The 23,108-nt window shown below is 65.4% G+C and carries 19 protein-coding genes and 2 pseudogenes; 15 read left to right on the top strand and 6 right to left on the bottom strand.

All coding sequences use genetic code 11. From position 1 onward, the window contains the following. Window positions 1–121 precede the first annotated feature (121 nt). The 13 genes and pseudogenes from J6595_RS20235 to J6595_RS20175 form a co-directional block, all read left to right on the top strand. Entirely contained in the window at window positions 122–622 is a 501-nt protein-coding gene (locus J6595_RS20235) for a tRNA (cytidine(34)-2'-O)-methyltransferase (RefSeq protein WP_209597139.1), read from the top strand. Window positions 623–638: 16 nt separating this feature from the next. Further along, window positions 639–1,151, top strand: a complete 513-nt coding sequence (locus J6595_RS20230; protein ID WP_209597137.1) for an SLC5/6 family protein — start codon at window positions 639–641, stop codon at window positions 1,149–1,151. A gap of 489 nt (window positions 1,152–1,640) precedes the next feature. After that, window positions 1,641–2,909: a L,D-transpeptidase family protein gene (locus J6595_RS20225; RefSeq protein WP_245198914.1), complete on the top strand. Its 1,269-nt coding sequence runs from the start codon at window positions 1,641–1,643 to the stop codon at window positions 2,907–2,909. A 198-nt stretch (window positions 2,910–3,107) separates the two neighbouring features. Continuing rightward, entirely contained in the window at window positions 3,108–4,844 is a 1,737-nt protein-coding gene (gene poxB / locus J6595_RS20220; RefSeq protein ID WP_209597135.1) for a ubiquinone-dependent pyruvate dehydrogenase, read from the top strand. Window positions 4,845–5,068: 224 nt separating this feature from the next. Further along, complete coding sequence (locus J6595_RS20215; protein WP_245198913.1) at window positions 5,069–5,650, top strand: cupin domain-containing protein; 582 nt, start codon at window positions 5,069–5,071, stop codon at window positions 5,648–5,650. Between the two features lie 256 nt (window positions 5,651–5,906). After that, window positions 5,907–6,776 (top strand): nitrilase family protein, encoded by an 870-nt coding sequence (locus tag J6595_RS20210; RefSeq protein ID WP_209597229.1) that lies wholly within the window; start codon window positions 5,907–5,909, stop codon window positions 6,774–6,776. Window positions 6,777–6,808: 32 nt separating this feature from the next. Beyond that, window positions 6,809–7,963 carry a substrate-binding protein gene (locus tag J6595_RS20205; RefSeq protein WP_209597133.1) on the top strand — a complete coding sequence of 385 codons (1,155 nt, stop codon included), beginning with the start codon at window positions 6,809–6,811 and terminating at the stop codon, window positions 7,961–7,963. 85 nt (window positions 7,964–8,048) lie between these two features. Continuing rightward, window positions 8,049–8,885, top strand: coding sequence for a branched-chain amino acid ABC transporter permease (locus J6595_RS20200; protein ID WP_209597131.1), 837 nt, complete (start codon window positions 8,049–8,051; stop codon window positions 8,883–8,885). A gap of 124 nt (window positions 8,886–9,009) precedes the next feature. Further along, window positions 9,010–10,701 (top strand): branched-chain amino acid ABC transporter ATP-binding protein/permease, encoded by a 1,692-nt coding sequence (locus J6595_RS20195; RefSeq protein WP_245198943.1) that lies wholly within the window; start codon window positions 9,010–9,012, stop codon window positions 10,699–10,701. After that, window positions 10,698–11,426 (top strand): branched-chain amino acid ABC transporter ATP-binding protein, encoded by a 729-nt coding sequence (locus J6595_RS20190; protein ID WP_209597129.1) that lies wholly within the window; start codon window positions 10,698–10,700, stop codon window positions 11,424–11,426. Before J6595_RS20195 ends, J6595_RS20190 begins: the two co-directional genes overlap by 4 nt. A gap of 24 nt (window positions 11,427–11,450) precedes the next feature. Further along, window positions 11,451–12,197: a DUF1028 domain-containing protein gene (locus J6595_RS20185; RefSeq protein WP_209597127.1), complete on the top strand. Its 747-nt coding sequence runs from the start codon at window positions 11,451–11,453 to the stop codon at window positions 12,195–12,197. Then, entirely contained in the window at window positions 12,194–12,424 is a 231-nt protein-coding gene (locus tag J6595_RS20180; RefSeq protein ID WP_209597124.1) for a hypothetical protein, read from the top strand. Before J6595_RS20185 ends, J6595_RS20180 begins: the two co-directional genes overlap by 4 nt. Then, a pseudogene (locus J6595_RS20175) lies at window positions 12,411–13,682 on the top strand (amidase); the annotation flags it as partial. The gene J6595_RS20180 and the pseudogene J6595_RS20175, both read left to right, overlap by 14 nt. Before the next feature lie 176 nt (window positions 13,683–13,858). Here J6595_RS20175 and J6595_RS20170 read toward each other — a convergent pair. The 5 genes and pseudogenes from J6595_RS20170 to J6595_RS22675 all read right to left on the bottom strand — a co-directional run. After that, on the bottom strand, window positions 13,859–14,107 hold the full coding sequence (locus J6595_RS20170) for a hypothetical protein (protein WP_209597120.1): 249 nt from the start codon (window positions 14,105–14,107) through the stop codon (window positions 13,859–13,861). Window positions 14,108–14,129: 22 nt separating this feature from the next. Beyond that, the gene (locus J6595_RS20165; protein WP_209597119.1) at window positions 14,130–14,996 is read right to left on the bottom strand and encodes a DUF6671 family protein; all 867 of its coding nucleotides are present in this window, start codon (window positions 14,994–14,996) and stop codon (window positions 14,130–14,132) included. Between the two features lies 1 nt (window position 14,997). Beyond that, window positions 14,998–15,174, bottom strand: coding sequence for a hypothetical protein (locus J6595_RS20160; protein WP_209597117.1), 177 nt, complete (start codon window positions 15,172–15,174; stop codon window positions 14,998–15,000). Further along, window positions 15,171–17,597: a YbcC family protein gene (locus tag J6595_RS20155; RefSeq protein WP_245198942.1), complete on the bottom strand. Its 2,427-nt coding sequence runs from the start codon at window positions 17,595–17,597 to the stop codon at window positions 15,171–15,173. Before J6595_RS20155 ends, J6595_RS20160 begins: the two co-directional genes overlap by 4 nt. A gap of 561 nt (window positions 17,598–18,158) precedes the next feature. Next, a pseudogene (locus tag J6595_RS22675) lies at window positions 18,159–19,178 on the bottom strand (proton-conducting transporter transmembrane domain-containing protein); the annotation flags it as partial. Between the two features lie 109 nt (window positions 19,179–19,287). Between J6595_RS22675 and J6595_RS20145 the strand changes: the two are divergent. Continuing rightward, window positions 19,288–20,166 carry a LysR family transcriptional regulator gene (locus J6595_RS20145; RefSeq protein ID WP_209597116.1) on the top strand — a complete coding sequence of 293 codons (879 nt, stop codon included), beginning with the start codon at window positions 19,288–19,290 and terminating at the stop codon, window positions 20,164–20,166. Between the two features lie 153 nt (window positions 20,167–20,319). Here J6595_RS20145 and J6595_RS20140 read toward each other — a convergent pair whose 3' ends face one another. Continuing rightward, entirely contained in the window at window positions 20,320–20,778 is a 459-nt protein-coding gene (locus J6595_RS20140) for a MarR family winged helix-turn-helix transcriptional regulator (protein WP_209597114.1), read from the bottom strand. Between the two features lie 112 nt (window positions 20,779–20,890). Between J6595_RS20140 and J6595_RS20135 the strand changes: the two genes are divergently transcribed. Then, window positions 20,891–22,852 (top strand): FAD-dependent monooxygenase, encoded by a 1,962-nt coding sequence (locus J6595_RS20135; protein ID WP_209597112.1) that lies wholly within the window; start codon window positions 20,891–20,893, stop codon window positions 22,850–22,852. Window positions 22,853–23,108 lie beyond the last annotated feature (256 nt).

Below are 23,108 nucleotides of genomic sequence, written 5' to 3'. Positions count from 1 at the left end.
GCCGCGCGCGTGCCAGAAACCGTCGTGCCTTGTCGGGAAAGGCCTGGAAGGGCATGTCGAATGATCACTCGTCCGTCCGAAACCGCGCCGTACGCTCCGACGGCACAATATGGCAAGATACATGGAAAACGAAGGCAACCCGCCGGCGGGCCATCAGCGCCCCTCCCTCGTCCTCTTTCAGCCCGACATCGCCGGCAACACCGGTGCGATCCTGCGCCTTGCCGCCTGCTTCGGCCTGACCGTCGAACTGGTCGAGCCCGCCGGCTTCGATTCGTCTGATCGCGCCTTGAAGCGAGCCGGGATGGACTATGCGGCGATGGCAGCCCTCAGGCGTCACGACGACTGGACCGCATTCCTGCGCGATCTCGAAAACCGGCCGGGCCGTCTCGTCCTCCTGACCACGAAGGCCGAGACCATCTACACCGATTTCACCTTCCAGGCGACGGATCGGCTCGTCTTCGGCCGGGAAAGTGCCGGCGTTCCTCAGGACGTTCACGACGTCGTCGATGCGCGCCTCAAGATTCCGATGGCACCGGCCACCCGCTCGCTGAACCTCGCCGTCTCGGCCGGCATCGTCGCAGCGGAGGCATTGCGGCAAATGCATCTATTTCCCGTCGGCTGAGATTTCCGAAGAGACAATGGTCAAGCTCGGGCGGATCGTGACGGGCGTTGCCATGGTCATCGGCGCGATCTACGCGCCCTCGATCGCCGGGTTCGAAAGCCTATTCGGCTATTTCCAGTCGTCGCTCAGCTACGTCGTGCCGCCGATCATCGTCGTCTATATTCTCGGCCTGTTCGTTCCATGGCTGAATGGCAACGGCGCCTTCTGGACGATTGTCCTCGGCCTCCTCGTCGGTGTTCCGATCTTCATTGCCAAGGAAGTGACGGACGTGTGGTCGGGTCTTGGACTGCCGGACATTCACTATACGATCATGTCGAGCATCATCATGCTTGCCGCCATCGCGCTTCACTTTGCGATCAGCGCCGCGACACGCCGTCCCGCCAAGGAAAATATCGGCGACCTCGTCTGGGACCGGCAGGATGCGCTTCAGATCTTCGGCCAGTGGGAACGTCCCATCTGGCTGGACAGAACGGTTCTGGGCGCCGCGCTGACGGGCTCCATGGCAGCCGTCGTCGTATGGCTGTGGTGACGGATTTCTCGGTGCGCTTCCCGGTTCCTCTCACAGATCGCCATTGCGAGAAGGACGACGCTGACAGACCGCCCCTTGCGGCCGCCCGTTTTCGGCAAAGACCATCGCGCCAGACGCCGCGTCACAAACGTTTCGGCGAGCGCAGGGACCGCCGATCAGCGCAATCCGGTGGAGCTCATCTACTGCGTCGGCGCGATGGGACGCGGGACTTCCGGCGACGAGACCTCGGTATCGTCACTGGAGATCCAGACGGCGCCGGCGATCACGATCAAAAATAGAAAAAGGAGAACGAACTGAGGCCCTAGCTTCGAGCGACCCCGCTTGGCGTAGCCTTCCTCCGAGCGCATCTGACAGGTTCCCGGCCAATTGTCGAAACACATCCGTTCATATTATTTTAAGCATATTCTTATATTCTTGAATTTGCGAGACAAAACGTCGTCTCACACGGTCTGCGAGTACGGGTTCTACTCCTTTTCGAGGCGCATCTCCATGAAAATCAAGTCCCTCGCCGCAGCAGGCCTGCTTGCGGCAACGATGCCCCATGTCTCGCTTGCAGGCGAGTGGCGCCCCCTTTCGCAAGAAGCGATCGAGGCCGCCACGTTCCAGTCCTGGCAGGCGTCGGTTCGTGAGGCGAACGCCGTGGCCGCCACCGCCAGACGCGACGACACGGTCCCCGATGTCCATGCCGCCGACGAGAGCCCGCTGGACACGCTCGACCAGACGCGGACCGGCTCCACAGACGCACCGCCGAGCGCGGCCGCGGCCATGCTGACAAGTGAGGACGTTCCCGTATCGGACGCTCCCGATCTTGAGATCACGTCGCCGTCCTATTCGACGGATCTTCCCGACGAGGCCAGTCTCGAGACCGCGGACGAGCAAAAGCATCCGGACCCGTTCCTGATCCGCTTGCAGATCCTTCTCGATCGCGCGCACGCCTCCCCCGGTGTCATCGACGGTTTCAACGGCGAGAACACCCGCAAGGCGATCGCGGCCTATGAGGCGATGCGTGGTCTTCCCGAGGACGGCGAGATCGACGCCGATCTCTGGGTCATCCTGACCGTCGATCAGGGCAAGGCGATCAAGACCTACACCATCACCGAAGAGGACGCGGCGACGCGCTATGTCGACCGTATCCCCGATGACTACGGCGAGCTGGCGAAGATGGAATGGCTGGGCTACCAGTCCCCCGCAGAAATGTTCGGCGAGCGCTTTCACATGGATGAGGATCTGCTCCTCGCCATGAACCCGAATGCTGATCTACGCGCGGCCGGGACCAGGATCCTCGTCGCCGATGTGGGGCAGGCCCCGACGACGAAGGTCGCCCGCATCGTGATCGACAAGGAGCGCGGCGAACTCATCGCCTACGATGCAAACGGCAACATTGTCCTGCTCGACCCCGCGACGATCGGCTCGGACGATACGCCATCGCCGAGCGGGCATCTGACGGTCACCGGCGTCGCGGAAAACCCGACCTACAGCTACAATCCGGCCAGGAACTTCACCCAGGGCGACAATACAGGCCCGCTGACCATCCCGGCAGGCCCGAACGGACCGGTCGGCTCGACTTGGATCGCGCTGTCGAAGCCGACCTTCGGCATTCACGGCACGCCCTATCCAAGCCGCATCGACAAGAGCCGCAGCCATGGCTGCGTGCGCCTGACCAACTGGGACGCGGCCGCCCTGGCAAAGCTCGTCCAGCCCTCGGTCACCACCGTCGAGTTCGTGGATAAATCCTCGGACCGCCTCGCCGTGAAGTGAACCCGGCGACGGTGGCGGCATGGCCGCCGCCGGCCTTCATCATCGGCCATGCAAACCGCTCCCTGCCCTCGACAGGAAGGCCGCTTCGGTTGACATCCCTGCCTTTACCCGCCCGAATTGCTCTCATCGCCGCCGCTCCTAGTTTGACGTCCAGATCAAATGTCGCGGCGGCGGCACGCGCTTTTCTGGAGAACCGGGATGACCAAGGGCAACGTGGCGGATCTGATCGTCGATACGCTTCACGAAGTCGGCGTGAAGAGAATTTACGGGGTCGTCGGCGACAGTCTGAATGCCCTGACCGAGGCGCTGCGTCAGCGTGAGACGATCCGCTGGGTGCATGTGCGCCACGAAGAGGTCGCGGCCTTCGCCGCCTCGGCGGAATCCCAGCTGACCGGCGAGCTGGCAGTCTGCGCCGGATCCTGCGGGCCGGGCAACCTGCACCTCGTCAACGGCCTCTTCGATGCCCAGCGCAGCCGCACTCCGGTGCTCGCCATCGCGGCGCAGATCCCCTCCTCCGAGATCGGCGGCGGCTATTTCCAGGAAACCCATCCGCAGAACCTGTTTCAGGAGTGCAGCGTCTATTGCGAGATGGTCTCCGAAACGAGCCAGATGCCCTATGTGCTGGAAAACGCCATCCGCGCAGCCGTCGGTAAGCGGGGTGTCGCGGTCGTCGTCATTCCCGGAGACGTCGCGCTGAAGCCCGCGCCCGAGCGGGCCATGTCACCTCTGGCCGGCCTTTTGCCGGTGGCGCCGCAGGTCGTGCCGAGCGAGGAGACCGTCGAGCGACTGGCCGATCTTCTGAACGGCGCCGGCAAGGTCACGCTGTTCTGCGGCCGGGGCTGCGCCGGTGCCCATGCCGGGCTGATGCGCCTCGCCGAGACGCTGAAGAGCCCCATCGTCCATGCCCTCGGCGGCAAGGAGCATGTCGAATACGACAATCCCTATGACGTCGGACTGACCGGTTTCATCGGCTTTTCCTCGGGCTATGAGGCGATGCACGACTGCGACGCCCTTCTGATGCTCGGCACCGATTTTCCGTACAAGCAGTTCATTCCGAAGGGCATCAGGATCGCCCAGATCGACATCACGCCGGAGCAGCTCGGCCGGCGGGCGCGGCTCGATGTCGGCGTGGTCGGCGACGTCGGCGAAACCATCGCCGCCCTTTTGCCGAAGCTCGACGAAAAGACCGACCGCAAACATCTCGACGACAGCGTCAAACGCTACAAGAAGGTCCGCGCCTCGCTCGACGAGCTTGCCGAGGGAACGCCCGGCCGCAAGCCGATCCATCCGCAATATCTGACTCGCCTTCTCGACGAGCAGGCGGCCGACGATGCCGTCTTCACCTTCGATGTCGGCACGCCGACGATCTGGGCAGCGCGCTATCTCAAGATGAACGGCAAGCGCCGGCTGATCGGCTCGCTGATCCATGGCTCGATGGCCAATGCCATGGCACAGGCGATCGGCATTGCTGCGAGCGAGCCGAGGCGTCAGGTGATCTCGCTCTCCGGCGACGGCGGCTTTGCCATGCTAATGGGCGACCTCCTGACCCTTTCCCAGGAAAAGCTCCCCGTAAAGATCGTCATCTACAACAACGGCACGCTCGGCTTCGTGGCTTTGGAAATGAAGGCGGCCGGCTTCGTCGAACTCGGCACCAGGCTCGACAATCCCGACTTCGCGGCGATGGCCCGGGCCATCGGCATACATGGTGCGCGCGTCGAGGATCCGGGCGATCTGCCGGGGGCCGTCGAGACGTTCCTCGCCCATGACGGGCCAGCGGTGCTCGACGTCGTCACGGCGACGCAGGAACTGTCGATACCGCCGACGATCGGCGCCGAACAGGTCAAAGGCTTCGGCCTGTGGATGATCCGCGCGGTGATGAGCGGACGCGGCGACGAGGTGGTGGATCTGGCAAAGGAGAACCTTCTGCGGCGATGATCGCACCATCCCGATGACAGCCCCCGTCGGCACCGCACGCGTTGCGCCGACAGGGATGTTGATCGACATCAATCCCGACGGGGTTGTTTCTCCTCTATGCAAGCTGAGATATGCTCGACAGGCTCTCCGGACGACCTCGGTGCGTTTCGGGGCCTCGTCCATGTGGCGGCGTGGGATGAGGCGCCGCAGCCATCTAGCCGGCACCGACCAGGGCTTACGATCGAATGAATGAAAGCAGCGGCACCTTACCGGCCGATCTCGGAATGAAGCTCCGCCATATGCGGACACTCCACAGTCTTTCCCTCAAGCAGCTCGCCCAGACCGTCGGCTGCTCGGAAAGCATGCTGTCGAAGATCGAGACCGGCAAGGTCAACCCGACCATGACGATGCTGCGCAAGCTCGTCGACACGCTCGGGATCAACATCACCTTCCTGTTCAGCGAGGAGGACGACCGCGAGACCGTCGTCCATCGTGCCGGCGAGCGTCCGTTGATCGGCATCGGCCAGTCGCGCTTCGGGGCCGGCATCATGCTCGAGCGCCTCCCGCCCTCGTCGCGCCAGAACCTCCTCGAGGCGAACATCCACATCGTCAATCCCGGTGGATCGACCGATGGCGCCTTCAGCCATGTCGGCGAGGAAATGGGTTTCGTTCTTGAAGGACAGGTGGTTCTCACCGTCGAAGGGACGGCCTACGAGCTTTCTGCCGGCGATTCTTTCGCCTTCCGCTCCGAGAAAGCCCACGAGTATCGCAACGATGGCGATCAGGTGGCGCGGATACTGTGGGTCAACACGCCCCCGACCTTTTGACCTCCCCAAATGGCCATCGAGTATGGTCGGCCAGAGCGACGGTTGCCCGCAATCCGGGCCATCCACCTTTTGATGAGCACATGGCGGCCATTTTGCGCAAAAATTAGGCTCGCTCAGATTCTTTTCACAAATTCATTCAAGTCACTTGAATGGCGGGAAAGATCGGGTAGGTTCCGGATGTGAGCGCCGTCGCGCAGAGCAGCCGGAGCGGCTTGCGACGACCCCCGTGGCGCAGACATCGGGAGTGCGGGTGTCCATGGTGCAGGAAGCGCAGATCCAGATTTCATGCGCGCAGTTCGAGCCGCGCATCGGCGAAAAGAAGCGGAACCTCGCGGCGAGCATCGCGCTCGTCGAAACGCTCGCCGCGAAAGGCTCGCAACTGATCGTCCTGCCGGAGCTCTGCAATTCCGGCTACGTCCTGGAAAGCCGGGCTGAGGCCTACGAACTTTCCGAGGAAGTCGCGACGGGCGAGACCATCGCCGCCTGGACGAAACTTGCCGCCGAAACCAACGTCACCCTCGTCGCCGGCTTTCTCGAACGTGAGGGCGTGAAGCTCTACAACAGCGCCGTTGTCATCGGGCCGGACGGCATCATCGGCACCTATCGCAAGACCCATTTGTGGAATGCCGAGGCCCTCTTCTTCGAACGCGGCGATCTCGGCTTTCCTGTCTTCCACACGCGCTTTGGCCGGCTCGGCGTGCTGATCTGCTACGATGGCTGGTTTCCCGAAGCCTGGCGCCTCCTCGCCATGCAGGGCGCCGACATCGTCTGCGTCCCGACCAACTGGGTGCCCATGGAAAAGCAGCCGGGCCATCTTCCGGCTATGGCCAACATCCTTTGCATGGGCGCGGCGCATTCCAACTCGATGGTCGTCGCCGCCTGCGACCGCGTCGGCACCGAGCGCGGCCAGCCCTTCATCGGCCAGAGCCTGATCGTCGATCACAATGGCTGGCCCGTCGCGGGTCCAGCCAGCAAGGACGAGCCGGAAGAGATCACGGCCCGGATCGACCTTTCGCAGGCGCGCCGGCAGCGCAACTGGAACGCCTTCAACCAGGTCGTCCGCGATCGCCGGACGGATCTTTACGGGGAAATGTTGGGAACCGAGGCTCGCCCCGACTGGCACTGACAACGAGCGGTTCGCAAACAGGGAACGACGTCATGAAACTCACCCATCTGGCAGGCAGCGTTTTGCTGCTCGCAGCGATGACCTCCGGCGCTGCGGCGCAGGAAGATCCGATCAAGATCGGCATCCCGGTCGGCCTCAGCGGCGCAAACAGCGTCGTCGCGCCCTCCGTCGTCCAGTCGAGCGAACTGGCGGCCGAAGAGATCAATGCCAATGGCGGCATTCTCGGCCGCAAGGTCAAACTCGTCGTCGCCGACGACGGCAGCGGCGCGCAAGGCGCCCAGAGCGCCTTCAACTCGCTGGTGTTCCAGGACGACGTCGACGTGCTGATCTCGATGGAGACGAGCGCCGCCCGCAATGCCGGCCTGCCGATCGTCAACCGCGCCGGCAAGCCTTACATCTACACCTCGTTCTACGAGGGTCATTCCTGCAGCCCGTGGATGTATGTCGATGCCTGGGTCCCCGAGCAGCAGGTCACCCCGATCGTCGATCACTTCATGAAGGAGGAAGGCGCCAAGAGCTTCTACCTCATCGGCTCCGATTACGCCTTCGGCCGCGGCATGCTGGAGTTCACCCGTCAGTACATCGAGAAAAGCGGCGGCAAGGTCCTCGGCGAAGAATATCTGCCCATGGACGGCTCGGACTGGACCGCGATCATCTCCGATCTGAAGTCGAAGAACCCTGACGCGCTGATCACCTCGACGGCCGGCGGCGCCCCGAACGTCACGCTGACCAAGCAGCTGCGCAATGCCGGCGTCACCATTCCCTACGGCAACCTCGCCGTCGACGAGGGCACCGCGAAGAGCATGGGCTCGGATGCCTCCGGCATCTTCATCTCGCAGTCCTACCTGACAGGCATCTCCAGCAAGGAGAACAAGAAGTTCCTCGCCGCGATGGAAAAGAAGTTCGGCTCCGGCCTGAAGACGCCGAACGACCTCTCGGTGCCGCAATACGAGGCGATCTATCTCTACAAGGCGGCGGTCGAGAAGGCCGGCTCCACCGATCCACAGGCCGTCGTCGACGCGCTGCCCGAAGTCTCCTTCAAGGGGCCGCGCGGCGTCATCAAGATGGACAAGCAGCACCACACGCCGCTGACCATGTATCTCGGCCAGGTCAAGGACGATGGCAGCGTGAAGGTCATCAACACCTTCAAGGACGTCGATCCGGGCGACCAGTGCCCGAACCTTTGATGCCGAAGAAGGGCGAGGCGGGAGAACGTTCCCGCCTCGCCTCGACAACCTGCCCGCCCCCCTTCGCGCAAGGATCGAACCCACCATGGCGACCCTGCTGCTCGACATCGTCACGACGTCGTCGATGCTCTTCATCATCGCGGCCGGTCTGATGATCATTCTCGGCGTGATGAAGCTGATCAATTTCGCCCACGGCGCCTTTCTGACGGTCGGCGGCTACTCCGCCCACGTCGTCACGAATGCCGGCTTCAACGCCTGGCTGACGATCCCGGCGGCAGCCGTCGTCGGCTTCCTCCTCGGCATCGTCGTCGAACGCGTCATCCTGCGCCCGCTCTACGACCGGCCGCTCGACGCGATCCTCGCCACCTGGGGGCTCGGCATCGTTATCGCACAGATCATAACTTTCATCTTCGGGCGCGGCGTGCAGTTCGCCGAAAGCCCGATCTCGGGGACCACCGATCTTCTCTCCGTCGGTTATTCGTCCTGGCGTCTCGTCCTCGTCGTCGTCGCGCTGGCGCTCGGAGCCGCCCTCACCGCGCTTCTCTACTATACCCGTTTCGGACTGAACGCCCGCGCTGTGATCATGAATGAGAACCTTGCGCGCGGCCTTGGCATCGACAGCGTCAGGGTGCGTGCCGTCACCTTCGGCCTCGGCGCCGCGCTCGCCTGCGCCGCAGGCGCGCTGATCACCCCGCTTCTTTCCATCGATCCGAACATGGGCCTTCCCTGGCTGGTGAACTCCTTCATGCTGGTGCTCGTCTCCGGCGTCGCCATCCCGGGTCTCGCACTCGCCTCCCTTCTGCTTGGAGGCGCGCAGGTTCTGGTATCGACCTTCGTCAGCCCGATCATCGGCGGAATCACGATCGTCGTCCTCGCGGCGGTGATTTTGCGGATCAGGCCAGGAGGTCTGTCGCGTGGTTGACATCGCCTCCGAACGCGCAGGGCGCTCGCTTTCGTCCTATTGGGCGACGGCGATCGTGGCCGCGCTCGCACTAGCCGTCGTCGTGGCGGCACCGCACTTCCTCGGCATCTACCTGACCAACGTCATGATCCGCGCCCTTTTTCTGGGCGTGCTCGCACTGACGGTCGATCTCGTCTGGGGCTACACCGGGATCCTGACGTTCGGCCAGTCCGCCTTTTACGGCATCGGCGCCTATGCCTGCGCACTGGTGTTCACCCATTGGGGCTTCGGCCCGGGATGGTTCGCCGCAGCGCTCGTCATCGCGATCGTTTCGGCGGCGCTGGTGGCGTGGCTGGTGGGACTTCTGTCCTTCTATCACGGCGCCTCACCGCTCTACTCCTCGATCATGACCCTGGCGCTGCCGATCGTCCTCGTCCAGATCATCTTTGCCGGCGGCACCTTCACCGGATCGAGCAGCGGGCTTTCGGGCTTTCCGACCTATTACTGGTCGCTCGCCACATGGTTCGTCATTGCCGGCGCGCTTCTCGTCGTCGTCGCCGCATTCGCCTGGCTCTTCGTGCGCGGCGACTTCGGCCGCATTCTCATCGCGATCCGCGAGAACGAGGACCGCTGCGCCTATCTCGGCATCCCCGTCTCGCGCATCAAGACGGGGCTTTTCGTCGTCTGCGGAGCGATCGGAGCGGTCGCCGGCTTCGGCTACGCGGCCTTCACGGACGTCGTCGCGCCGGAACTTGCCGGCTTTCTGCTCGGAACGGAATCGCTGATCTGGGTCGCGCTCGGCGGCCGGGCGACGCTGATCGGGCCGATCCTCGGCGCCATCGGCATCGACGTCACCTCCTCCTATCTGTCGGGCAGCCTTCCCTTCCTGTGGAAATTCATCGTCGGCGTCGCATTCGTCGTGGTGATCATCCTCCTGCCAAACGGCATCGCCTCGCTCGTCACCGGTGCCTGGCGCCGCTACAAGCGACACGGCAAGGACGGCGCCGCGGCGCACATGCACCGGGAAACCGTCACCCTCGTCCCGGCCAAGGGACGCGGGCTGGAAGAAAACCTTGCGGCCGACACGTCCCCGATCAGGATCGAGGCGCTGACCTGCCGCTATGGCAGCCTCACGGTTCTCGACGGGATCGAGGTCGAGGGCAGGAGGGGCGAGCTTTTGTCGATCGTCGGGCCGAACGGCGCCGGCAAGACCACGCTGATGCGCTGCATCAGCAATGGCAGCGAGCGCAGCGGCGGCGAGGTCACGATCGGCGGCGAGACCATCGGGCGGAAATCGCCGCAGAAGATCGTTGCGCTCGGCGTCGGCCGCAGCTTCCAGAACACCAGCCTGTTCGACAGCCTGACTGTCGGCGACTGCCTGCGCCTGGCCCGCTACCGCATCGACGGCGCCCGCTATTTCGAGCGCAGCGACAAGGTCGCCCTGCCCGAGCCTGCCCTCGACATCCTCAAGGCGACCGGGCTCGACCGGCAGCTCGGCCTCGAGACCCGCTACCTTTCCCATGGCATGAAGCGAGGCCTTGAGCTGGCCATGGTGCTCGCCACCGAACCGCGCGTCCTTCTGCTCGACGAGCCGACGGCGGGCCTGACCAAGGCCGAGCGCACCGCGATCGGCAGCGTCTTGACCCGGCTCGTCGAGGATTACGGGCTTTGCGTCTTCCTGATCGAGCACGATCTCGATTTCGTTCGCGAGATCTCCAGCCGGATCGTCGTCCTTCATCAGGGCAAGATGCTGCTCGACGGCAGCGTCGAGGAGGTCGTCTCCTCCGATCTCGTCAAGGCGGTCTATTCGGGCCAGGAGACGGAGGCGCCGGCATGAGCGCTTTACTGAACGGTTCCTCCCACAGCGTCCTCGAAGTCGCTGGCCTCACCAGCGGCTACGACGCCGCGCCCGTCGTCAGGGACGTGTCCTTTTCGATCGACCCCGGCGAGATCCTGGTCATCCTCGGCAAGAATGGCATGGGCAAATCGACGCTTTTGAAGACCATCATGGGCTTCGTGCGCGCTTCCAGCGGAACGGTGGCGCTCGACGGGGCGGACATCACCAACGGTCCGCCGCATCTGATCGCCCGGCGAGCCGTCGCCTATACGCCACAGGAATACGCGATCTTCCAGGACCTCACCGTCGCCGAAAATCTGCGGCTCGGCGTCGAGAGCGACGATCTGCTTGAGGACCGGATGGGAGACGTCGAAGCCGCCTTCCCGCGGATCGTGGAGCGCCTGCGTCAGCGCGCCGGCACGCTGTCGGGCGGCGAGCAGAAGATGCTGCTCCTGTCGCGCGGGCTGATCGCCCGGCCGAAGATCATGCTGATCGACGAGATTTCAGAGGGCCTGCAGCCGACCATGGTGGCCAAGATGGCGGAGGTCCTGAAGGCCACCAAGCAAAAGAACGGTGTCGCCGTGCTTCTCGTCGAGCAGAACCTGCCCTTCGCGCTGTCCGTCGCCGATCGCTATGCCATCCTCAAGATCGGCGAGATCGTCGCGCGCGGGGATGCGGCCCATGCCGATACGGCCGCAACCCTCGAAGAGCACCTGCGGATCTAGATTTTTTGCACCGGGAGACGCGGCATGACAGGCATCCAAGCCAACACCTTCTCGATCGTCGCGCGATGTGATCGCACGGGAGAACTCGGCGTCGCGGTGGCATCGGCTGTTCCCGCCGTCGGGGCGATCTGCCCCTATGTCCGGCCGGGCATCGGCGCGGTCACCACCCAGTCCTGGGTCAATCCCTATCTGGCGACGACGATCCTCGACGCCCTTGCTGCCGGTTCGTCTGCAGAAGCGGCGCTGGCAGGCGCGTTGGAGAGCGATCCGGAGGCCGACCTGCGCCAGGTCGGCGTCGTCGACGCGAATGGTCGATCGGCCGTGTGGACCGGCGCGAGTTGCACCGCGTGGCATGGTTCGCGGAACGGGACGAACTTCAGCGCCCAGGGCAACATGCTGACGGGTCCGCAGGTGATCGACGCCCTCGCGAAGACCTTCGAGGCGCACCCCGCCGACAGTCTCGCCGAGCGGCTGATGACATGTCTCGAGGCGGCGCAGGCCGTCGGCGGCGACAAGCGCGGCAAGCAGGCAGCCGGCCTGATCGTCTTCGGCGAAGAGGTCTATGCGACCGTCGATCTCCGGGTCGACGAGGATCCCGATCCGGTCGCGCGCCTGCGCAAGGTCTTTGAGGTCGCCCGCTCGCAGCTGATGCCTTTCGTCGAGGGAATGCCGAAGCGAACGTCGCCCAGCGCCTTTCCTTCGAGCGTCATGGAGCTGCTTTTGAAATCGCCGCCCGAGCGGCCGGGCGGCGGCGGGAGCGATCGTCCATGAGTGATCCGACCGGCACGACCCACGCAAACGACGTGATGAGCGACGACCAGACAGGCCGCGATCCCGAAACCCTGATCCGCGCGGACCGGCTGCGCGAGGTGCGGCAGGCCTATGAGGTCATCGGCCGACAGATCGCCCTTCTGCGGACGCTCGACCTTGAGGACACGCACCCGTCGGTCATCTTCCGGCCCGTCCTTCGAAGGGAATTAACCGATGACGCCGGATGACGCCCTGAAAGCTCCGATCACCGAAGTCGCCGCCGCCATTCGCGCCGGCCGTCTGTCGTCGGCCGATCTCGTCGCGCGCTGCATCGAAAACATCGAAGCCCGCGACGGAGCGCTCAAGGCCTTCGTTCACATCGCCGGCGATGCGCTCGATCAGGCACGCCGCTGCGACGACGCCGCCCGTTCCGGCGCTTCGACCGGTCCACTGCACGGCATCCCCATCGCCATCAAGGACAACTACCTGACAGCCGACATGCCGACGACCGCCGGCACAGCGGCGCAGATCGCCTTTCCGCTGGAGGACGGGGCGGCGGTTGCCAGGCTGCGGGCGGCCGGCGCGATCCTCATCGGCAAGACGCGGATGCACGAATTCGCCTGGGGCATGGAGACACCGCCGACAACCAATCCCTATGACGAGACACGCGTCCCCGGCGGGTCGAGCGGCGGCTCGGGAGCGGCGGTCACCGCCGGCTTCTGTCTCGCCGCCACCGGCTCCGACACCGGCGGCTCGATCCGCATCCCGGCGAGCCTTTGCGGCAATGTCGGCTTCAAACCGACCTTCGGGCGGATCGGGCGATCCGGCATCGTGCCGCATTCCTGGTCGCTGGATCACGCAGGCCCTCTCGCCCGGAACGTCGCCGACGCAGCCCTCCTCGTCGACATCATGTCCGGTCACGATCCGAAGGACGCCGGCTCTGCCGAAGCCGGCCCGACCGATCTTTCCGCAGCTCTGACGCAGGATGCCAAAGGCCTTCGCGTCGGTGTGTGCCGCAACCACTTCTTCGAGGCGCTCGATCCACAGGTCGAACGCGCCGTGGAAAACACCATCGCACTGCTCGGCCGGCTCGGCGCCACCGTCGTGGAATTTGAGGTTCGCGAACTCCAATATGGCCTCGGCGCGATCTTCGCGATCGAGCTCTCCTCTTCGACCGCCTACCATCTGCCGCATCTTTCCGCCGGCCGCGTCGATGCCTATGCGCCGGACGTCCGGCTGCTGGTCGAGATGGGCCGGCTGGTGACCGGTTCGGACTATCTGCAAGCCGAACGCTACCGGACGCTGCTGGGCCGCAGGTTCCGGGAAGTCTTTGCAAATGTCGATGTCGTCGTGGGCCCGACCATGCCGATCACCGCTTGGCGGATCGGACAGAAGGAAGTCGTTCTCGGCGGCAAGACCGAGGCCGTGCTCGAAACCTCCTGGCGCTTCACCTATCCCTGGAACCTTCTGGGTCTGCCCGCCATCACGGTCCCCTGCGGCTTCGATGACGGAGGCCTCCCGATCGGCTTTCAGATCGCCGGCGCCGCGTTCGACGAGGCCAGCGTCGTTCGAACCGCCTCCCTCGTCGAGCGCCACACGGCAAGCTGATCCATCGAGCACCCGGCGCGGCGTTTGGGCACCCTAGCCGTCTTGCGAGGCTATGTTTCCTCCGTACGCCGACTTCAGCCCGCCTTGTGCCTCCTCATTGCGGCACCCTGTAACGACAAGCTCTTCGCGATCTGTGCATCGGCTCTTCGTTTCAGGAGGTAAGAGAGGAGATACAGATCGTTCAGAATATCGACAGGATCGCGATCCCTTGCGCTTCGCAGCGATTGTCGCAGCCACGCGCTCATTCTTTGATTTTCCAGCACCCAGTCGATCTGATCGTCGACGTCTTTCAAAACCAGTTCATGGGGATCCTGCGTTTCCATCTCGGTCTCCTTCCGACAGATCCTACGGATTGCAGCGTGGGCAATGGCCTGGATCGGCCACCGCCGCCGCGACGGGATTCTCGGCGCGATACCGGCAGCCGGCACAAACGGAGACCTCTGCCCGAACGGCATTCGTCGCGGTGCCGCACCAGTCGCAGGGCAGGCCGGCAAGCGTCTCGGTAACGACGAAGCCGGGGCGCGCGCACCGGGGACAGAGCGACCGGCAAACACGGACGAGGTCGACGGTCGCCCGTCTGATCGCGCGCATGCGCGTCGGATTGCGATGGGCGCGCATATCGGCCTCGACATGGGCCTCCCCGCATGCGGCGATGGCTTCGTTCACGCTCGCCGCCAGTTCTTCGAGGCTCGACACGTCCTTGCGAAGATATCGCTCGGGTGCCGGGTCGCCGCCCGACGTGCCGATCACGATCACCCCATGCTCAGGAAACCCGATCCGCTCGGCAAAAGCTGCGGCGTCGTCAACCGAGCGAGTGGTCACATGGCCGAAATTGGTCTTCAGGTCGGCCTGGCGACCGATCAGTTCGAGGCCCGATCGGCGGTCTTGAAGGACCACGATCTCGCTCCCCAGCGCCGCGAAGAAATAGACGGGATGCGGGCCGAAGCTGCCCTCGCTGGCAATCGCGACATCCGCATCGGGGTCGGCATCGAAAGCGGCGAGGATCTTGCGGCGCGCCGCATCGAGCTGGCTTCCCGTCCGCTCGATCTCGCGGCTGAACGTGCCGAACCGATCCGTGTCGACCCCTTGCGGCACGCTGACATGAAGTCCCAGTGCTCCTTCGAGCAAAGGCGCGATCACCCGCTCCTTGCCATGCATGGTGGCGAGTGCGGCGCGCTTGCCCTGAAGCGAATAGTGAGCCGGCGGCGCCATCTCAAAAGCTCCCTTGCCGCTGCTGCGGCTCCAGCGAGCCGGCATCGGCGCTGCCCGCGATCCTGCCCGGGCGCTCGCGCGTCCGGGCGGGGAGTGTCACGTCGACGACCGACGGGAGATCGCCGGCGCCCGGCCCGGCGAGAAGCGAAAGCCGGGATCCTGTCTGACGGATGGTCATGCGACGTCCTCCAGATCAGCGGCCATTGCCGAAGTCTCCACCGGCTCCCATTCGAGCCCGCCAGCATAGCGCCATGCGAGCCGTCCCCGTTCGTCGAGGGCAAAGAGGTGGAGCCAGCGATTGTCGAAGAGCGCCCGGACGCCTTCGTGGCGCGCCAGGATGTCGTTCATCGCCTCCCGCGGCGCTTCGATGCAGACCGAAAGCCGCAAGGGGTCGTGGACATAGGCCTCGCCGTCATGGATCGACTGCCAGGGCAATCCGGCCCGCAAAAGACCGCCATTGCCTTCGAAGACGCCGATGCCGCCGACGACGTTGTGGAGGAGCTTGTTGCCCGCGCCGAAGGTCTCGGGCGCGACCGTCGAGCCGTAATATTGCAGGCTGATCCAGCTCGCCACGACGACGGGCGCGGTCATGATCAGCTCGAGCACCGGGAAGCCGCGCTCACTGTCCTGACGCCAGCCGTAGTCGTGCAGGAAGGCGCGCCCCTCCAGGCTGCGACCGACGGTCCGGTTGCGGGGCGCGGCGACGAAGGCCTTGCATCCCGCGAGCCCCCATTCGGGACGCACCTCCGCCCAGTTGCGCGAGCGCAGCTCAATGTCGCCCTCATGGCACGCCCCCGGCAGCCGCAGAGCCCGCTCGCCGCGTGCGAGCCTGCCGGCCTCGTCGAGCCATTTGCGGATCTGGACGAGATCGGCGGCATGGTCGTTGGCAGCGACGTCGGCTTCGTAGATCGTCACCCGATCCGTCGTCGTGTCGTGCAGCGCACCGACGAACAGGGTGTCGTCCGGCAGCACGAGGCCCCGCGCGGCGAGGCCGCTGCGCACCTTCGGATCGTTCAATAGGCCCGCGAGCAGCCGCACGTTGACGTCGCCGGAATAGCCGCCGCAGGCCCCGCAATGCAGCCCGCTGGCATGAGGGTTATTCACGACATGCGCGCCATGCCCGACGAGGAGGACGATCCGGGCGAAACCGTCGGTCAAAGACATAGCCCGCAAGACGGTCTCCGCCGCGGCGATGCGGCTTTCGAGGTCGAGTTCGGGCTCGAAACGCGGCGCCGGATCGTTCGGCGCCGCGTGGTGGTGAAGGTTCAGACCATCGCGCAACAGCTTGCCCACATAGACCGGCCCCGTCGCCTCGACGAAAGCAAAGGACGAAACGGCCGCCAGCTTGAACCGGCCCCAGGCGCGTTTCGCCCGCGCCCTGTAACGGGTCGCGAGATCGTCGTCGGCGTCGTCCTGCCCGCCAGACGCCGAGCCGACGGCAGGGTTGAGCAGGACGGGGAACCGCCGTTCCACCACGTCCGAGGCGAAGCGCCGGTGGCTCGTCGAGACGCCGAAGAAACCGGCGAAACCCAGAGTCCTGATCGATGGGCTCACCGCCTCGAGCGCCCGCCGGAAGACCTCGGAGCGAACGTCGATGCAGAAGGCGGCCTGCATCGCCGGGCGGCTTTCGCGAGCGATCGGGGTGACGCTTTCAAGTGTGCCGGCAAGTTCACGCTGGACAGCGCGCTCGGCGGCCTCCTGCAGGATCTCGTCGACGACGTCGTCCTGCGAGGGAACGATCGGCGTCTCGTGAACGCTGCGGACGGCCGCCCATTCGCTGCCGATCGCCGCCTCGTGCCGGGCCAGCAGCGCCTCTTCCCACATAAGCCGGATCGCCAGCATGTCCAGCAGCGTCGAATCCGTGCCTCCCGCCAGCTCGGCGCGCCACAGCTCGTAGCGGGCATATTGCGCCCATCCGCCGAGGGACAGCAGCAACTGGTGGAAATAGCTGTCGAGGGCCGCATCGGTGAGGCCGAGCCGCCGGGCGGCCCGCGCCACTGCTTCGCCGGGTCTTTCCGGCGCATCGGCGACGAAGGCCGCAAAGCCTTTCAGCCCCATGATCTCGGGCGTCAGATCGTGCGTCGCGTAGGCGCACCACGCCGCCCAGGCCGATCTGCCCCGCGGCGCCGCCCACAACGCCTGGCCCTGATCGAGATAGCCACCGGCCCAGAGGCCGAAGCGGTCCGAGATGATCCCCGGCCAGTCGACTGCCGTCGCCCGCGCCGCGAGTTCGGCGATCGTCGGCAGCGCGCCGGGCTCGGGCCGCTCTTTGGCGGCGGCTGCCCTCAGCGCCATGACGTTCGCCGGAGCATTGGCATGCGGTGAAGCTTGAAGCGCCGCGGCGAGGTCCCCCTCCCCGATCGTGCCCGCGGCGATCCTGTCGCGATACCAGGACCGCTTCATCGTGACGGGGGTGTCGCCCAGGCGGGCAAGCCGCGCGCCGGTCTCCGCGAGCGTCTGTGTCGTCTGCCCGAGGAACGGGTTGACGGCGACGGACGACGACAGCGGCCACAGCGGCGGGATCTGCCGCGCGGCTGCGTCCGCGGCCGCTTCGAGCGCGCCGTCGCCGATCTTACCGGCCGGAACGAGGTCTTCGTCCAGCGCGGTCTCCTCTTTTGCGCCGAGGGGAGCATCGCCCGTCGACCAGTTGTCCATGAGCCGATCGAAGAGCGCATTGGCATAAAGGCCGTTGGTCAGATGCACCCGCAGGCCCGCGGCCGCCGGATGATCCGACCAGAGCGGGAACATCGCCTGCGCCACAGCGACGACGCCGAAGCTCAGAACGGCGAGGACGATCAGCCCCCATTCCAGGGCACCGGGCGCCGGCGTCGGCGGCAGCGCGCCCTTGGCCAGCCACTCGGCGGCAGATTGCAGCGCGAAGTAGCTGACGGAGGCGCCGACGGCATAGAGCGCGGTCTGCCGGGTCAGCACCCGCGGCGCGGCATCGGCCAGACCCTGGGCGAGCAGATAGGCGACGCCGAAGATCAGGATGGCGCCGAGGGCGATCGCCTGCGGTGACTTGTGATCGAAGCCGAAGGCGAAACCGATCACCGCATAGATCGCCAGCGCCAGCGCAAAGGCCCGCAGCACCGCCCGGCCGTTGGGGATGGCGATCGGGCCCGGCCGGCGAAGCGAAGCCACCAGATCGACGGCCGTTCCCGACGTCAGGAAGGCATGGGCCTTGTAGAGCGAGTGCGCGACGATGTGCAGGAGCGCCAGCGGAAACAGGCCGAGCCCGCACTGCATCGTCATGAACCCCATCTGGGCGATCGTCGACCAGGCGAGCGAGTTCTTCACGCCCGACTGCGAGAGCATCGCAAGGCCGCCGAAGAGCGCGGTGAAGCCGCCGATCATGACCAGCACGGCCAGGACGCCCGGAGAAAGCAGCATGACGTCGGCGAAGCGGATGAGCAGAAACCCGCCGCCATTGACGACACCGGCATGCAGCAGCGCCGAAACCGGCGTCGGCGTTTCCATCACCTCCGTCAGCCAGCCATGGGATGGGAACTGCGCCGATTTCAGCACCGCCGCGAGCGCCAGCAAGCCCGCGGCCCAGACGATGCCGGAAGGCGCATCGCCAGCCTTTGCAGCGGACAGGATCGACGCGATGTCCAGCGTGCCGTAGCCGCCATAGAGCAGGAGGGCCGCGCCGATCAAAGCGACGTCACCGATCCGCGCGATGATGTATTTCTTGCGAGCGGCGCGCCGGGCCTGAACGCGATCACCGTAGAAGAGGAGCAGCCGGTGCAGGCACATGCTGGTGGCGATCCAGGCGAGGACGAAGTGAACGAGATTGCCGGCCTGAACGAGCAGCAGCACGGTGGCGAGCGTCGTCATCATCCAGCCGAGGAAAGCCCCCTGCCGCGCCTCGCCGTCGAGATAGGAGGCCGAATACCGGATCACGATCCAGCCGACGAAGGCGACGAGCATCGACATCGTCGCGCTCACCAGATCGAGCCGCGCCGAGTATCCGATACCGCCAAGGCCGATGACCGGACCGGTGTTTGCGCCATGGGCGATCAACAGGATGGCCGAGACGGCCGATGCGCCGAAGGCAAGGATCGTCGCCGCCTCGGCGGTTCTGGCGACGAGGGGTTGGCGGCGCCCCGGAAGACAGAAGGCGAAAGTTGCGGCCAGAAGGAGAGCGGCGGGGCCGATCGCCAAAGCCAGATCATAGGTCATGGACAGCTCGCTTTGTTGAAAGTCGGAGATCTGCCCGGTGTCGTAAGCTCCGCTGCGCTTTAAGAAAAATACATTGTCATTGCGATATCGTTCTGTTTAACAGAACGGTATGAGCGAACTGAACTTTCACCACCTCCGCTATTTCCGGACCGTCGCCCGCGACGGCAATCTCACCCGCGCGGCCGAGCGCCTGAACGTGTCGCAGTCGGCGGTGTCGACGCAGATCCGCCAGCTCGAGGAACGCCTGGGGCAGAATCTGTTCGATCGGCAGGGACGCTCGCTGGTCCTGACCGAGGCGGGGCAGATCGCCCTCGACCATGCCGACGCGATCTTCGCTGCCGGGGATGAGCTCGTGAACACCCTTCGCGGGCGAACGTCCGACCAGCGCCGGGTGCTGCGGGTCGGGTCGCAGGCGACGCTCTCCAGGAATTTCCAGATCGGATATCTCCAGCCGCTGCTCGGCCGCAACGACGTCGAGATCGTCATCCGTTCGGGCGCCCTCGGCGACCTTTTGAAGAACCTTGAGGCACACCGGCTCGATGTGGTTCTCGCGACGATCTCGCCACCACGCGACGCGGCCACACCGTGGATTTCCCACGCGATCGCCGAACAGCCCGTCAGCCTCATCGGAACACCGGAACGGCTCGGCAACGGATCCACCTTCGAAGAGCTGCTCTCACGCCAACCGCTCGTCCTGCCGACGATCGACAGCAGCATCCGATCCGGGCTCGACGCGCTGTTCGATCGCCTGCACATTCGCCCCCGCATCGCCGCCGAGGTCGACGACATGGCCATGATCCGCCTCCTCGCGCGGGAGGGCGTCGGTCTTGCCATCGTGCCGCCGATCGTCGTGAAAGACGAATTGCAACGCGGCGAGCTTCTGGAAGTCGATCAGTTCCCTCAGATGTCCGAGACCTTCTATGCCGTGACGCTCAAACGCCAATTTCCCAATCCACTCCTGCGAGAGCTGACCGGCGACAGGCCGTGAGATTTACGGGACTGCGCGGGCGAAGCCTTTGGAACGAGCGGCCTGCGGCCCGAAATCCGTAGCCTGGAGCGCCGTGCGTCAGAATGGACGCACTGAGGACGCTCTACCCTATGGAATCTGCGCATCGTGCCGCACCATGTGCAGCCGGCGCGATCAGCCCTCTCCTGCAGCTGCGACGGACGAAACCTTCGCGGCCAGCGCGATGAACTGCCGGTACTCCTCCTCGTCGAGCCCCGGAAGAATGTCCCTCTGCAGGGACATGACCACCGGGAGCAGCTTGGCGAGGACCGCCTCCCCCTCCGGCGTCAAGGCAAGCACCCTCGCCCGCTTGTCCTGTGGGCTGACACGGCGGTCGACGAGGCCCTTCTGCTCCAGCCGCTCGAGGACCGAGCCGAGGGTGGCGCGGTCTTTTGCGACGAGCTTGGCAAGCCCCTTCTGATCGATCTCCGGATTATGGGCGAGCGCGTCGAGGGCGGAGAACTGAACCGGCGTGATGTCGTATCCCGCCGCCTCGACGCGGCTGTGGAACACCATCGTCGACACCTGATGCAGCCTGCGGATCAGATGGCCCGGCAACGCCAGGCTCGCCGAGCCCTTCCTCTCTTCCGGCAACTCTCATTCCCCTCGCTCATGTCCCCTGTCGCAATGATATGTACACGTATCACCTTGCCCTGGCCACGCCGAAGGTCTATAGTAAGTACACATATTAACTCTGGGAGGATCCATGCAATACCATCTCGACGGCTTTCGCCCCGGCGATCCGGACAAGGCTCCCGCAGCGCCCGGCCGGCCCGCCGCATCAAAGCTTCCCGACCACGTCGACGTTCTCATCGTCGGCTGCGGGCCCGCCGGACTGACGCTCGCCGCGCAGCTCTCCGCCTTTCCTGAAATCACGACACGGATCGTCGAACAAAAGCCCGGCCCGATGGAAAAGGGCCAGGCGGACGGCATCTCGTGCCGCTCGATGGAGATGTTTGAGGCCTTCGGCTTCGCCGACACCGTGAAGCGCCAGGGCTACTGGGTGAACGAGACGACCTTCTGGAAGGCCGATCCCGACAAGCCGGAGCACATCCTGCGCTCGGGCCGCATCAAGGACGTCGAGGACGGCCTCTCCGAGATGCCGCACATGATCCTCAACCAGGCGCGCGTCCACGACATGTATCTTCAGGTGATGGCGAAATCGCCGTCGCGGCTGGTGCCGGACTACGGCCTCGAAGTCGTCGACGTGACGCGTGATCCGGAAGGCGGCGACTATCCCGTCACGGTCACGCTGAAGCGGGTCGCCGAGACCGCTGAAGGCCGCGACGCCGATCGCGACGAGACCGTCACCGTGCGCGCCAGATACGTGGTCGGCTGCGACGGCGCCCGCAGCGGCGTGCGCCGTGCCATGGGCCTCGAACTCAAGGGCGACTCCGCCAATCAGGCCTGGGGCGTGATGGACGTCCTTGCCGTCACGAACTTTCCCGACATCCGCTGCAAGACGCTGATCCAGGCCTCGGGCGGCGGCAACATCATCATCATTCCCCGCGAGGGCGGCTATCTCCTGCGGTTCTACGTCGAGCTGGGCGCGCTCGGAAAGGGTGAGCGGCTCGCCCGCGACGAGGTGACCGTCGATCGGCTCATCGAGGCCGTACAGCGGACGTTCCGGCCCTATGACTTCGCGGTGAAGGAGGTCGCCTGGTGGTCGGTCTACGAGATCGGCCAGCGCCTGACCGACCGGTTCGACGATACGAGCGAGGACGACGCGCGGCTTCCGCGCATCTTCATCGCCGGCGACGCCTGCCATACCCACAGCCCCAAGGCCGGCCAGGGCATGAACGTCTCGATGGGCGACGCCTTCAATCTCGGCTGGAAGCTCGTCTCGGTGCTGACCGGCCGCTCGGCGCCGGAGCTGCTTTCGAGCTATTCGCAGGAGCGCCAGGCGGTGGCGCGCGATCTCATTGAATTCGACCGGGAATGGTCGAAGATCATGAGCGAGCGGGCGAGCGCGGACGCGTCCGACACCGGTGAAGCGCCGAAGTTCCAGCGCTATTTCGTCGAGCATGGCCGTTACACCGCGGGCATGTCCGTCGCCTACGAGCCGTCGGTGCTGACGGGTGATGCAAGCTGGCAGTCACTGGCTCCGGGCTTTCCCATCGGCGAGCGACTGCATTCCGCCCCGGTGATCCGCCTTGCGGACGCCAAGGCGATGGAACTCGGCGAGACCGTCCGGGCCGATGCGCGCTGGCGGCTCTTCGCCTTCGCCCCCACCGCGGATCCGGCCGCGGAAGGCTCGGCGATCCGGTCCCTGTGCGGCTATCTCGCGTCGGATCCCGCCTCCCCGATCCTTCGCCATACCCCGCCGGGATCCGACATCGATGCGGTGATCGATCTGCGCGTGGTCTTCCAGCAGGCGGCGAAGGACCTCGCCCTCGAGACGCTGCCGCCGATCCTGTTGCCGAACAAGGGGCGGCTTGGTCTCGTCGACTACGAAAAGACCTTCCGCCGGGACGACGCGCCCGGCCGGGACATCTTCGCGCTGCGCGGCATCTCCCGTCAGGAGGGCTGCCTCGTTATCGTGCGCCCCGACCAGTATGTCGCGCATGTCCTGCCGCTCAACGCCCACGAGGCGCTCGCCGGCTTCTTCGCCGGCGTCCTGTTGCCGGCGAAGGCGCAGACGTCCGTGGCCGAAACGGCCGCCGCCTAGCGAGGCGGGCGTCCGAATGGACGCCGGTGTGCACGACACGATCCTCGAAGGCCGGCCACGACTTGATCGATAAGGCGCAGCATTCGACGCTTCGTCATTCTCGGGCCCCGTCCCGAGAATCCTGTGTGTTCGAATTGGTGTATGGTGGGAGGCGGGAAGGAGGCCGAGAGAATCCTGGTCGTCCGCAAGGCAGACCGGTGCCTGGCATGGCCCCTTCCCGCGCCGTCTTCGAAACCTGAACAGTTGCATGAGGCTG

This window comes from Jiella mangrovi (assembly GCF_017815135.1).
Classification (GTDB): Bacteria; Pseudomonadota; Alphaproteobacteria; order Rhizobiales; family Rhizobiaceae; genus Jiella; species Jiella mangrovi.
Note: the sequence above shows the minus strand (reverse complement) of the source record. Positions and strands in the feature narration are given on the sequence as shown.